This is a genomic window from Pyxidicoccus sp. MSG2, assembly GCF_026626705.1.
Taxonomy (GTDB): domain Bacteria; phylum Myxococcota; class Myxococcia; order Myxococcales; family Myxococcaceae; genus Myxococcus.
This window is the reverse complement of the sequence record NZ_JAPNKC010000001.1, coordinates 12,528,051-12,540,581: the sequence shown is the minus strand read 5'-3', so window position 1 is coordinate 12,540,581 and position 12,531 is coordinate 12,528,051. Positions and strand designations below refer to the sequence as shown.

General features: G+C 69.6%; 9 protein-coding genes. 3 read left to right on the top strand and 6 right to left on the bottom strand.

The features are described 5' to 3' along the window. Nucleotides 1-2 precede the first annotated feature (2 nt). The 6 genes from OV427_RS47560 to OV427_RS47535 all read right to left on the bottom strand — a co-directional run bounded on the left by OV427_RS47560 (nucleotide 3) and on the right by OV427_RS47535 (nucleotide 9,132). Nucleotides 3-1,559: a leucyl aminopeptidase gene (locus tag OV427_RS47560; protein WP_267862894.1), complete on the bottom strand. Its 1,557-nt coding sequence runs from the start codon at nucleotides 1,557-1,559 to the stop codon at nucleotides 3-5. A 58-nt stretch (nucleotides 1,560-1,617) separates the two neighbouring features. Continuing rightward, a complete protein-coding gene (locus OV427_RS47555) occupies nucleotides 1,618-2,604 on the bottom strand; it encodes a type II asparaginase (protein WP_267862893.1) in 987 nt (328 codons plus the stop codon). A 44-nt stretch (nucleotides 2,605-2,648) separates the two neighbouring features. Beyond that, the gene (locus OV427_RS47550) at nucleotides 2,649-4,241 is read right to left on the bottom strand and encodes an AbgT family transporter (protein WP_267862892.1); all 1,593 of its coding nucleotides are present in this window, start codon (nucleotides 4,239-4,241) and stop codon (nucleotides 2,649-2,651) included. Nucleotides 4,242-4,259: 18 nt separating this feature from the next. Beyond that, on the bottom strand, nucleotides 4,260-5,093 hold the full coding sequence (locus tag OV427_RS47545) for a DUF481 domain-containing protein (RefSeq protein ID WP_267862891.1): 834 nt from the start codon (nucleotides 5,091-5,093) through the stop codon (nucleotides 4,260-4,262). 198 nt (nucleotides 5,094-5,291) lie between these two features. Continuing rightward, nucleotides 5,292-6,932 (bottom strand): alpha/beta hydrolase, encoded by a 1,641-nt coding sequence (locus OV427_RS47540; protein ID WP_267862890.1) that lies wholly within the window; start codon nucleotides 6,930-6,932, stop codon nucleotides 5,292-5,294. A 280-nt stretch (nucleotides 6,933-7,212) separates the two neighbouring features. After that, entirely contained in the window at nucleotides 7,213-9,132 is a 1,920-nt protein-coding gene (locus OV427_RS47535; protein WP_267862889.1) for a lytic transglycosylase domain-containing protein, read from the bottom strand. 137 nt (nucleotides 9,133-9,269) lie between these two features. Here OV427_RS47535 and OV427_RS47530 point away from each other — a divergent pair, with 137 nt between their 5' ends. From OV427_RS47530 to OV427_RS47520, 3 genes are all read left to right on the top strand, one after another. After that, nucleotides 9,270-9,908 (top strand): glutathione S-transferase family protein, encoded by a 639-nt coding sequence (locus OV427_RS47530; protein WP_267862888.1) that lies wholly within the window; start codon nucleotides 9,270-9,272, stop codon nucleotides 9,906-9,908. 214 nt (nucleotides 9,909-10,122) lie between these two features. After that, nucleotides 10,123-11,340 carry a glycosyltransferase family 4 protein gene (locus OV427_RS47525; RefSeq protein WP_267862887.1) on the top strand — a complete coding sequence of 406 codons (1,218 nt, stop codon included), beginning with the start codon at nucleotides 10,123-10,125 and terminating at the stop codon, nucleotides 11,338-11,340. Nucleotides 11,341-11,486: 146 nt separating this feature from the next. Further along, the gene (locus OV427_RS47520; protein ID WP_267862886.1) at nucleotides 11,487-12,530 is read left to right on the top strand and encodes a hypothetical protein; all 1,044 of its coding nucleotides are present in this window, start codon (nucleotides 11,487-11,489) and stop codon (nucleotides 12,528-12,530) included. Nucleotide 12,531: the final 1 nt, after the last annotated feature.

Below are 12,531 nucleotides of genomic sequence, written 5' to 3'. Positions count from 1 at the left end.
TATCAGTGGCGACTGGCGGTAGGTGGCGTGAACCCCATGAGGAAGTCGAGGAGCAGGCGCGCGCCGTAACCCGTGGCGCCCTTGCTGCGCCACCCGCTATCGCTGTCCGCCCTCGCCGTGCCCGCCATGTCGATGTGCGCCCAGGGCACGCCATCCACGAACTCCTCGAGGAAGAGGGCCGCGGTGATGGCGCCGGCGTTGTCGCCGCCGACATTCTTCATGTCCGCGATATCCGACTCCAGCTCGGGACGGTAGCTCTGGTCCAGCGGGAGCTGCCACACCGTGTCGCCGGTCCGCTCACCCGAGGCCTTCACCTGTTCGACGAGTGCCTGGTGGTTGCCGATGACTCCCGCGCTGCGGACGCCGAGTGCTCGCTGGCACGCCCCGGTGAGCGTGGCGATGTCGACGATGGCGTCGGGCCTCGGTGACTGCTCGGTGGCGAGGACGAGCCCATCCGCCATCACCAGCCGTCCCTCGGCGTCGGTGTTGATGACCTCGACCGTCTTTCCACCGCGAACCGTCAGGACATCTCCCAGCCGCATGGCCGTGCCGGAGGGCATGTTGTCGGTGCACATCAGGTAGGCCGTCACCTCCGTCTTGCAGCCGAGCTGCGACAGCGCCGTCATCGCCGCGAGGATGGCCCCCGCGCCGGACATGTCGCCCTTCATGGTGGCGTGGACGAGGTCGTTCGGCTTCAGGCCCAGGCCGCCCGCGTCGAACATGATGCCCTTGCCAATCAGGGCGATGCGGCCCACGGGTTCGACCGCCTTCCCCCGGTTCCCCTTGGGGCGGTACGTCAGCTTGATCATCCGCGGCGGCTCCGCGCTCCCCGCATTGACGCCCAACAGGCCGCCGCAGCCGAGCTCGGACAATGCCTCTCCATCGAAGACCTCGACTTCCAGTCCGGAGCCCTTCGCGAGCACCTCGGCCACCTCGGCCATCCGGGAGGCTGTCAGGAGGGAGGCGGGGGCATTGGCGAGGTCTCTCGCGAGCCCGGCGACGCGGGCGGTGACGCCACCGAGCACCACTCCCTGCTCGACCTCCTCGAGATTCTCCTTGGTCGTGACGAGCGTCAGGGCCTCGAGCGGCGGCTCCTGCACCGCGGTCCGCTTGTAGGGCCTGTACCGGTAGCGGGCGAGGAGGACTCCCTCGGTGATGACCTGCGCGGCGACAGCCGGCGGCACCGCACCCGTGTCGGGCAGGCGGAGGGCCACGCGAGTCTGCTGACCCACGGCCCGCGCGAAGGCGGCAGCGGCATCCCGGAGCTTGCCCGGATCGAGCTTCCCACGCTCGCCAATGCCGACGGCGACGAGCGGAGGGCCGCTGGTGCGGGGAACGACCAGCGTCTGCCCTGCCTTGCCCTCGAAGCCCGCCGCTTTCAGCGACGCGCGGTCGAAGCCGAAGTCCTTCGGCTCTTCGTCGACGCCCACCAGCGTGCCGATGCTGTCGACGTTGGCTGGGAGGGAGATCGACGCGCCGAGCTTGATTGCCTCGGGTTTCTCGATGGAAGGGGCGGGATGGAACGCGGCCTGCAAACGCGAATGAAATGAAGACAGCATGGAGCCTCCTGTTTGCATGAACTGGACACGACTTCGGGAGGGTGCAACGGAGTTACAGTCAGTAGCGGTAGAACGCCTCCTGCACGGCGCCTCGGCCCAGGCCCCTGGCCAGGCACAACTGGAGCAGCACGCGGCTCTTCTGCGGGTTGAGCTGGTCGGCGGCGACGAAGCCCAGCGCGTCATCGTCCACCTCGATGTTCCGGCCCACGTCGCCGCTCACCACGCGGGTGCTGCGCACGACGACGACGCCCGCCTTCACCGCCGCGGCGAGCGCACGCGCTGCTTCCGTGGACACGTTGCCGTTGCCCATTCCCGCCATCACGATGCCGCGCGCGCCCGCCGCGACGCTGGCGCGCACCAGGTCGGCGGGCATGTTGGAGTACGCGTAGAGGATGTCGACCCGGGGCAGGCGCTCGAGGCCGTCCACCGAGAACTCGGAGGCGGCGGAGTGGGGGTGGGGGGGCTGGCGGAAGTAGCGGATGCGCCCATAGCTGGCGCTGCCCAGGAGGCCCGGGCCCGGTGAGATGAAGGTGTGCACGTCCGTGGTGCTGGCCTTCGTCACGTCGCGCGCGCAGTGGAGGTCGTCGTTCAGGACCACGATGGCCCCGCGCCCGCGCGCCTCGGGATCCGCGGCGACGGCGACCGCGTTGTAGAGGTTGAGCGGCCCGTCCGCGCTCAGTGCGGTGGCCGGCCGCATGGCGCCCGTGAGGACCACGGGCCGGTGGCTCTTCACCACCAGGTGGAGGAAGTAGCCGGTCTCCTCCACCGTGTCCGTGCCGTGCGTGATGACGACGCCATCCGCTTCGTTGGCGGCGAAGAGGGCGCCCACCCGGGCCGCCAGACGCAGCCAGAGGGCGTCGTTCATGTCCTGGCTGCCGACCTGGGCCACCTGCTCGCCCTGGAGCTGCGCCAGCGCGCGCAGCCCGGGGACGGCGTTGATGAGCCCCTCCACGGCGACCTCGCCGGAGCGGTAGCCCGGGTCCACCTCGGACCCGGCCTTCCCCGCGATGGTGCCGCCCGTGGCCAGAAGATGCACTCTCGACATGGCTGTCTCGCCTCCAGTGGAACGTCTCCGGAATCAGCCGTGGCTCACCCGAGTCCCCACGGAAGCCCCAGGAGGTGCCAGCCCACGAGCATGACGATCCAGATGGCGAAGACGATGATGACGTAGGGCAGCATCAGCGCGACGACCGTCCCCACGCCTGCGTCCTTCTGGTACTTCTGGGCGAAGGTGACGATCAGCGCGAAGTAGGCGTTCAGCGGGGAGATGGCATTGAACGGCCCATCGCCCACCCGGTAGGCGGCCAGCACGGCTTCGGGGTCGACGTTCAGCCTCATCAGCAGCGGCACGAAGACCGGCGCGAAGATGGCCCACTTCGGGATGGCGCCCGTCATGATGAGGTCGAGGAGGGCGACGACCACGACGAACCCGACGAGCAGCGGAACGGCGCCGAGCCCCGCATGCTCCAGGGCATCACCCACCTTCACGGCCGCGAGCGTCGCCATGTTGGAGTAGGTGAAGAAGGCGATGAACTGGCTGATGATGAAGAGCAGGAAGATGAGGCCGCCCAGCCCGGCGACCGCCTTCTCCATGGCCTTGATGACGTCGACACTGTTCTTGATGGTCTTCGCGCCGATGCCGTAGGCGGCGCCCGTCACCAGGAACAGCACGGTGATGGCGACGATGAGGCCGTTCATGAACGGCGAGTCTCCGACGATGGCGCCCGTCTCCGGATTCCGCAGGGGCGCTCCCGGGGGCAGCGTCAGCAGGCCGAAGAACACCAGGACCCCGATGAGCCCCCAGAACGCGAACTTCAGCCCTCGCGACTCATCCGCGGACAGCTTCGCTCCCGTCTCGGCTGGCTTCTCTCCCTTGTACTCACCCAGCCGGGGCTCGATCATCTTGTCGCTGATGAGCGCGACCACGACGGTCAGCATGACGACCGACGCGGCGGAGAACCAGAAGTTCGCCGTCAGGTCGATGGAGCGGTCGGGCGCCATGATGTGGATGGCGTCGTTGGTGATCTCGGTCAGGATGCCATCCAGCGGCTTGATCAGGATGTTGACGGTGAAGACCGCGGCGACACCGGCGAAGGACGCCGCCAGGCCCGCCAGGGGATGCCTGCCCACGGTGAGGTAGGCCGCCGCCGCCAGGGGAATCAGGACCAGGTAGCCAGCGTCCGCCGCGATGCTCGACAGGATGCCGACGAACACCAGGATGTACGTCAGGGCCTTGCGAGGCGCGACCGCCACCAGCTTGCGGATCAAGGCGCCCACCAGGCCCGCCGAGTCAGCGACACCGACGCCCAGCATGGCGACGATGATGACGCCGACCGCGTTGAAGTTCATGAAGTTCTGGACGACTCCCGCGAACATGAAGCGCAGGCCCTCTCCCGTGAGCAGGCTCTGCGCGACGGTGGTCGTCTGCTCCACCGCGTGGGTCTCCGGGTTGATGGTCTCGTAGGTGACGCTGGCTCCCATCAGGTAGAAGACGTGGGAGAGCACCATCACGACGCCGATCAGCACGACGAAGATGATCGCCGGATGAGGGACCTTGTTTCCCACCCGCTCGACCGTGTCGAGCACCCGCGCCATGCCCTTCTTCTTCGGCGGTTTCGCGGGCTGCTTCTTCTTCGCCTCGTCTTCGAGGTGGATGTCGTCGAAATGCGCCGCCTTACTCATGGGAGTCCCAATCCTTTCTCAGAGCGATACCTCGCCCCCCAGCGAAAGAGAGGTGTCCGTGCGCACCTTTCCCTCCGCGGGAGAGCTGTCGTGTTGCAGTTCGAAGAACGTGGTGAGCGAGAAGCGCTCCGTCAGGTGCACGGCGAGCTTCGTGGTGGAGTCGAACAGCACGCGTGTGTCGCCGAAGACGTCCGGAAGCAGCAGGGCGTCCTCCCGAAGCTCCACGTGCTCGTTGACGTCGTAGCGGAAGGCGAGGCCGAGCGCGGGAGACCACAGCGTTACATCGGGGAGGTTCTCGCGCGTGGGGATGTACTGGAACCTGCGGTCCCTGGCATAGCTCCCACCGACGTAGCCGCGCAGGAACAGCTCGTTCTCATCCTCCTCTTCCTCCAGGAAGGTGACGCCGATGCCCAGCTCCACCTCGGTGCGCAGCTCGAGGCTCGCGGGGTGGTCGGCCTCCGCGCCCACGAACGAGTAGGCGCTGAGCAGGGGATTCATGCGGTACTCACCGCGCGCCCACCCACCGAGCGTCTTGGCCGTGACCTCGCGCTCCGCGTCCTCGCCTTCAGCGGCCTCACCGTAGGCACCGTCCGCCTCCAGGGTGGCCGCCCACTTCGGAGTGTCGAGCTCCGCCAGGGCGTCGCCCGTCACCGTGAATGCGCGGGTGTTGCCGCTGAAGAAGGAGAGGCCGAGCCCGGCGGAGCCCGTCCAGGGTCCCTCGTCCTCATCATCCTCCTCGGCCTCGGTCTCAGCCTCGACGCGAGCTGGCGGGGGAGCGTCCTCCGCCGTTTCGGCGGGAGGAGGCGTGGGAGTCTGGGAGACGACCGTGAAGAGGAGGATGAGAGGGCTCATGCTTGCCTCGTGGAATGAGGGGCTTGCGTGGATCAGATCCGGGACACGGGGGCATGAAGCTCAGCGCCAGGTCGATCAGCAGCCGCGTGCTGAAGCCGGTGGCGCCCTCGGGTTGGGGCAGGGCGGCTCGGGTTCCGCACAACCTTCGGCACGTACTTCGGTACGTGCAATCGCATGGCGGTATGACGAGTGGAGGCGTCACGGGGCCGGCTCCAGCAGCTCCCTCAGCCGCGCCGACTTCTGCTCGGTCCAGCCCTGGGGCCGCAGGAGCGCCACCCAGCCATCCACGTGCTCGCCGGTGTACACGTGGCCGTAACCAGGCGGCACCGCCATTCCGAGCGGCAGGTCGGCTGTCACCTGCCAGAACGTCACGAAGGGCAGCCACACCATCCGTCCCAGGACGTCGTCGCCTCGGGGCTCCCGCAGCCAGTCCGGCCGTCGCAGCAGGAGCGAGGGGCTCCACCAGATGATGGGGTCGGAAGGGTGGAGCAGGTACAGCACCCGGGAGTCCCCCCACGGGGCGGACACCGGAGGAATCTCCACGCCCGGCCTGCGGCTGAAGCGCACGATGCGGCCGTTCCGGTAGATGGGCTCCACCTCGGGACTGCCGGCGTCACGGTGGTCGGTGAACTCGCGGTAGAGGGTGTTGAAGTTGGGCGGCCCGACGAACAACACCCCGTCAGTGCGGTTGGCCAGGTCGCGCTCGCCGCTGAAGGCCGTCTCGCCTCCGTAGGAACCCAGGCTTTCTCCGAACACCAGCAGCTTCGGGCGCTGGCCCGCGGGAAGGCTCGACCAGTGCTCATAGACGGCATCGAAGAGCGCGCGGCCCGCGTCACGCGCCCGCTCCTGGTCGACGAGGACGGACAGCCACGACCACAGGTGCGAGTACTGCGTGGCGACAATCGCGGAGTCACCGCCCGTCACGTACTCGAAGGCGGCCACGGCCTCTGGCACCACCCAGCCACTGCCCGTGGTGGTGACGACCAGCAGATGGGCGCGCTCGAAGCCGCCTGCGCGCTCCAGGTCCTTGACCGCGAGCTCGGCCCGGGCCTCGGCGTCCGGTGCGGACGCGTAGCCGGCGTACACGCGGATCGGCTCCTTCGCGGCCGTCCCGCTGAAGGCGGAGAGCTCGTCCACCGTGGGGCCTCGTCCCACGAAGTTGCGCCCCTCCCGTCCCAGCGAGTCCCAGGCCACCAGGGAGCCGGGGCCGCCGGAGCGCAGTGCACTGCGGGGCGGGACCACTCCCTCCGCGGTCGTCGTGTCCTGCACGGCCAGGGTGCGGTCCGCCATCGCGATGAGGCCGTCCCATAGGAGTCCGCTGGCCACCAGGGCGGTGACCACCACCACCGCCAGCCCGCTCATCGCGCGGGCCGCGCGAGGACCGATGTGTCGGGAGAGCAGCGCGTCAAGCCGGCGGTACACCGCCCGCAGGCCCCGCCCCAGGGTGAGGATCCCGAAGAAGACAGCCGCCGCGACGAGGGGCGCGAGCAGGTAGTCCGCGCTGTCGGGGTGGGGGACGTCCATGAGCTCCCGGATGCGCCGCTGCCAGTGCCAGCCCAGCAGCAGCGCGCCGGCCAGCGCCACGATTCCCATCACGAAGAGGGTGTGCCATGCGCGCGGGCGGGGCGTCCTTGGAGGTCGGTTGGCGAACTCGCGCCACAGCCAGGCGCCGAGCACTCCCAGCCCGTAGCCGATGACCGCGCTGATGCCGCTGACGAACCCCTGGAAGAGCCCGCTGCGGGGCAGCAGGGATGGGGTGAAGGACAGGCAGGCGAAGACCAGCGCGACCCACGACCCCGACAGCGTGCAACGCAGCCAGCGCGGCGTGGGGCGGCTCACACGCCAGGCTCCGTGCGCCGGCGCGGACCGCCCAGCGCGAGTGAGAAGGCGTTCCATACGAACCTCCGGAAGCGGAGCTCGAGGCCGACGAAGGTGCCGCCCCGTCATCGAGGCACACACTCGAGGGTAGGCTCTCGGTTCGCGACCGGCAGCGGGCGCTCGGCACGAAGGTCCATTCCCGGTATTGCCATCCGGTTGCACCGGGGCCCCTGCCGGGCCCTGCTCACGCCTGCCTTCCCCTCCCTGGAGTCGGAGGCTGCCGGCCGCGACGCACCGCGAGCTACTTCTTGGAGGACTGTTTCCTGGCGGGCGCCTTCTGGGCCTTCTTGGGAGCGCAGCGCCCCGTCTTGGCCTTCGCGCCCGAGCTCCAGAAGTGGTCCAGCGGCCGCGCCTTCGTGTCGATGACCCGCGACGAGTACCAGTAGTGGTTGCGGATGATCTGCGCCACGTAGTCGCGCGTCTCTCGCACGGGGATGGACTCGACGAAGTCGATGAGGTCCGTCCCCAGGAGCCCCTGCTTCTTCCAGCCGTTCACCCGCCCCATCCCCGCGTTGTAGCTGGCGAGCGCGAGGGCGCGGTTGCCGCAGAAGTAGTCGAGGAGATAGCGCAGGTACTTCGTCCCGACCCGGATGTTGGGCTCCACCTGGAGCAGCTGCCCGCCCGCGCCCTTCTCCAGCCCCTCCGCGGTGCCGGGCAGCAGCTGCATCAGCCCGAGCGCGCCCTGCCCGGACTCGGCGTTGGTGCGAAAGGAGGACTCCTGCTTCATCACGCTCAGCACCAGGGCGGGCTCCAGCCCGTGCTCGGCCGCGTACTTCTGGACCAGCTCCAGGTGCCTTGGCGGGAAGAGCAGCCGGAGCGCGAACGGCGTGAGCGCGTCGGGATGCTTTCTCCGGAGCAGCTCGCTGACCACCTGGAACGCCGCCGGGTCGTCTCCGGCCTCCGAGTGCAGCATCGCGACGTACAGCAGGAAGGGCGCGCCGAGCCGCGCCGGCTCTCGCGTCGCCAGCCCCTGGAGTTCCTCCGCCGCGAGCGGGGCCATGTCCTCGGCCAGGAAGTGCTCGGCCCGCTCCACGCGCTGCTGCTCGCACGGGACGAGCGCCGCGTCTCGCGTCGCCGCCTTCGCCGGGGTGGGGGAAATCCGCGCCTGGAGGTTCTCCCCAAGGGCCCCCGCCGCGAGCAGGCCGTACCAGGTGAGGGGCGCGTCCTCCACGAGCGCCTTGAACACGGCCCTGGACTCCTTCTGCTGCTTGCTCCGGCCGAGCGCGCGTCCCCGCCAGTAGCGGGCACGGAGGACATGGGCCGACGTGGGGTACGTCTCCGTCAGGGCCTGGAACCCCGCTGCGGCGGCCCCGAACTTCCGCGCCTGGTAGAGCGCCATCGCTTTCGCGAACGCCTGGGTGTCCGCGGCCACGCCGGACGCGGCGGGTGTCCGGGGCTCCGGGGGAGGGAAGGGGCCGAGCGACTCGAGGGAGACGTGCTTCGTGATGGCCAGGCTCTTGGGGGAGCCTCGCTCCTCCATCTGGACGAAGCGGCGGAGCCACTCCACGCAGGTGGGGGAGATGGAGGGCTTCGCCTGCCGCGCGCAGGACTCCGCGTAGCGGCCGAGCGTCTCCGGCAGGAAGCTCCGCAGCAGCTCGGCGGTGGCGAAGTGCGCGAAGGCGCTCTCGTAGAGCCGCTGGGCCTCCGCCCATTGTTGCTGCCCGTGATGGGCCTCGCCCGCCAGGGCCTCGGTCCGCCCGAGCTCCTCGGGCAGCTTCCTTGCCGCGACAGGGGAGGGGCAGCTCTCCGCGGCACGCTGGTAGAGCGCGAGGGCCCTGTTCGCCGCCTCCAGCGCCTCCACGCGCTTGCCTCCGGCGAGGAGCTCCCTCGCCACGGTGCGTGAGCTCGCGGCCTCGAGCTGGAGGCCGTAGGGGAGGAAGAGCGGGTCCTCTTGCAGCAGCGCCGCGACGCGCAGGACCTCCGCGGGCTGGCGCGGGACGGCCTCGAGGGCGAGCCGCAGTTGCCGCGCGGCCGGTGAGCGGCGTGTCTGGACCGCGTCGCGCAATTCCTCGACGGAGCGCTCGGGGGGGAGGGCGTCACTGCCTCCATCGCTGGCGGGCGGAAGCTGCCAGGCCCCGGCGGGCGGAGGCGCACCCCACGGCCCCACGCCTCCGAGGAGGACGAGACAGGCGACCCACCCCACGAGCTTCCCCGCGCGCATCCCGCCTCCGTTCCGAGCACCGCGAGTCACCGGCATCCCCGCTCCGCGCCGGAGCGCCGCATGGGGCGCTCCGGGACGTGGGCGAGAATACACCGCGGTACAAGGACAACGACGCGTCCGGGGGATAGCGTGGCTCCGTGCTCAAACTGCACCACCTGGTGAACTCCCGTTCGCAGCGAATCCTCTGGCTCCTGGAGGAGTTGGGGCTCGACTACGAGCTCGTCATCTACCCGCGCGACCCGAAGACGAAGCTCGCGCCTCCCGAGCTCAAGGCCATCCATCCACTCGGCAAGTCCCCGGTCCTCGAGGACGATGGGCGGGTCCTCACCGAGTCCGGAGCCATCATCGACTCCGTCTTGCGCCGCCATGGTCGGGGGCGGCTCGCGCCCGCGCCGGACTCGGCCGAGTACGACACCTACGTGCATTGGCTGCACTATGCCGAGGGCTCGGCCATGCTGCCCCTCATGCTCGGCCTGTATGTGGGACGGCTGGGCGAGGCGGGCGCGCCGCTCAAGCCCCGCATCTCCAGCGAGGTGAAGAACCACCTCGGCTACATCTCGGGAGCGCTCGGGGAGCGGGACTACCTCGTCGGCAACAGCTTCAGCGCCGCCGACATCCAGATGAGCTTCGTGCTGGAAGCGGCGCGGCCCACGGGCGCCCTGGACTCCCTTCCCAACCTCGGTGCCTATCTCGAACGCTTGCACGCCCGCCCCGCCTATCAGCGCGCCATCCAGCGTGGCGGCCCCCTGGACATGGGCGGCATAGGCAAGCGGTGACGGCTCGTGCGTGCGCTCGCCAGGCCCGCTGGCGACCCTCCGAGCGGAGCCGCCGACGCGGGACAGGGGGCTTCAGGCCGGCACGGCCTCGTGACACCCGGCACCGCTGAAGGGGCATTGGTGGACTTCGCTGATCGCCCGCCTGAGCCCCTCGTCCGGCCCGCCGCGCTTTGGCGGGTTCACGGCCCGGACACTTTTGGATAGAACACACGCCATGACCGTCGCTCCCTTTCGCCTGGGAATGCTCATCCCAGAGTTCCCCACGCAGACCCACGCCTTCTTCTGGCGGGAAATCACCGCACTGCGCGCCGCTGGCGTGGAGGTGCACGTCTTCTCGACGAGGCGGCCGGCGGAGGACTGCCCGCATGAATGGGCGGAGCGAGCGGCGTCGGAGACGACGTACCTGTACCCGCCGCGACTGTCGTCGGCGCTGGTGTCGCCGCGGGACTTCCCGGGGATGGCCCAGGCGCTGGCGTATATCGCCCGGCTGTCGGTGGGGGCGAAGCAGAAGGCGCGGGCGCTGGGGATGCTGGCGTGCGCGGTGGACCTGCTGCACTACGCGAGGGAGAGGAAGCTGGACCATGTCCATGGCCATTCGGCCGCGGACGCGGCGCACGTGCTGGCGCTGTGCCGGCTCTTGGGAGGACCGCGCTACAGCTTCCACCTGCACGGGGACCTGCCGGTGTACGGAACGGACCACGGTGCGAAGGCGTGGGACGCGACGTTTGTCGCGGCGGCGGCGCGGCCGATGCAGCGCCAGCTCATCGAGGACGCGGGACTGGCGGCGGAGCGGACGTACACGCTGTGGATGGGGGTGGACACGGACCGCTTCCAGCCCCCGGCGAAGCGGGCGGAGGACCCCCGGGGACTGCACCTGGTGTCCGTGGGACGGCTGCACCTGTGCAAGGGGCACGTGCACACCTTCTCCGGGCTGCGCAAGGCGCTGGACAGGGGACTGAAGGCGCACATGACGGTGGGGGGAAGGGGACCGCACGAGAAGGAAATCCGCGAGGCGGTTGCGCGCTTCGGGCTGGAGGGGCACGTGGAGCTGGTGGGGCCGCTGGGAGAAGCGGCGGTGATGGAGCTGCTGCACCGGGCGGATGCGTTCGTGCTCTCCAGCGTGGGACTGGGAGAGGCGTCGCCGGTGGCGGTGATGGAGGCGATGGCGTGTGGAGTGCCGCCGGTGTGCTCCATCATCGGAGGAACGCCGGACATGATTGAGGACGGGACGGACGGGCTGCTGGTGGCGCAGGAGGATGAGGAGGGATTGGCGAACGCCTTCCTGAGGCTGGGGCAGGACCGGGCACTGCAAGAGCGGATGTCGCGGGCCGCCCGGGAACGAGCGGTGCGCACCTTCGACTACCGCGAGACGAGTCGACGACTGCTGGATGCCATCCAGGAATCGCGCGCGCCTCATCGCCAGGCCGCGTAAAAAGCCCAATAGTTTCGATGGCTTGGAGATTCCCCCGTGCCTCACCCGCGCTGAACGGAAAAAGGCGCCTGGTGTACGCAACTCCCGCACGCGGACTCCGATAATCCAGGCAGGTTCCATCCCATTCTTTCTTCGTGAGGCCCCCCATGGGTTTCGACATCAAGAAGACCTTCAACACCGTCCGCACCAACGTCCAGAAGACCGTCCAGGACGTCCAGAAGACGGTCCAGGACAACAAGAGCCTCATCTCGGGCGGGATCGCGGTCGCGACCAAGGCCTCGAAGGCCATCGGTTTCGGCAAGGACGCCTTCCAGCAGATCAAGAACATCAAGCAGGGCGCCGAGGGTCTGCTCGGGAAGACGAACCTGGACTTCATCCGCAGCCCCACCTACTCGCAGGGGTTCAAGGGCCTGTCCAAGCTCGGCGCGAACATGGGCGCCGCCATGCGCTACGCGGGCATCCCCGGTGCGATTTCGGCTGGCGCCACGGCCGTCAAGGACATCCGCCAGGCCATCCGCACGGGTAGCAAGGACGACATCATCTCGGCCACGCGCTCCACCCTGGACGCGACCAAGGCCGGCATCAGCGCCGCGACGGGCGGCATCGTCGGCGGCAAGGTGATGGGCGGCGTGCTCGGCGGCAGCATCTTCAAGGGCAAGCTCGACGCCGCGAAGACGGCCGTCGACGCCTTCAAGAAGGCCCTCCCGAACGCCAGCGACGACGTGCTCAAGGCCGTCAAGGGCGCCGCCACCAAGGGCATCTTCGAGGCCGGCACGGCGAAGACCGTGGGTCGGGCCGTCAGCGCCGCCGCTGGCGACGCCGCGAAGGCGGGCAGCACCCTGGCCAAGGGCATCCTGGGCAGCGGCACGCGCTCGGCCGCCAAGGCCGCGCTGGCCACGGTGGGCCGCGAGGCCGGTGAGGCCGCCGTCAAGGCGGGCGCGAAGGCCGCCGCGGGCACCGCCGCCAAGGCGCTGGGCCGCTTCGCTCCGGGCGTCAACGTGGCCATCGCGGCCGTCGACGTGGCCAACGCGGGCGCGACGCTGATGGACAAGAACGCGAGCACGGGCAAGAAGGTGACGTCGGTCATCACCGCGGTCGGCTCCATCGCCGCGGCCACCAACATCCCCATCGTCAGCCAGGTGGGCGCCGCGGTCTCCACGGTGTCCAGCATCGTGGGCGCCTTCTTCTAAA

Bases quoted from the DNA above. Each gene is read 5' to 3' on its own strand.
- OV427_RS47560 (WP_267862894.1), bottom strand. From the start codon at position 1,559: ATGCTGTCTTCATTTCATTCGCGTTTGCAGGCCGCGTTCCATCCCGCC.
- OV427_RS47555 (WP_267862893.1), bottom strand. From the start codon at position 2,604: ATGTCGAGAGTGCATCTTCTGGCCACGGGCGGCACCATCGCGGGGAAG.
- OV427_RS47550 (WP_267862892.1), bottom strand. From the start codon at position 4,241: ATGAGTAAGGCGGCGCATTTCGACGACATCCACCTCGAAGACGAGGCG.
- OV427_RS47545 (WP_267862891.1), bottom strand. From the start codon at position 5,093: ATGAGCCCTCTCATCCTCCTCTTCACGGTCGTCTCCCAGACTCCCACG.
- OV427_RS47535 (WP_267862889.1), bottom strand. From the start codon at position 9,132: ATGCGCGCGGGGAAGCTCGTGGGGTGGGTCGCCTGTCTCGTCCTCCTC.
- OV427_RS47525 (WP_267862887.1), top strand. From the start codon at position 10,123: ATGACCGTCGCTCCCTTTCGCCTGGGAATGCTCATCCCAGAGTTCCCC.
- OV427_RS47520 (WP_267862886.1), top strand. From the start codon at position 11,487: ATGGGTTTCGACATCAAGAAGACCTTCAACACCGTCCGCACCAACGTC.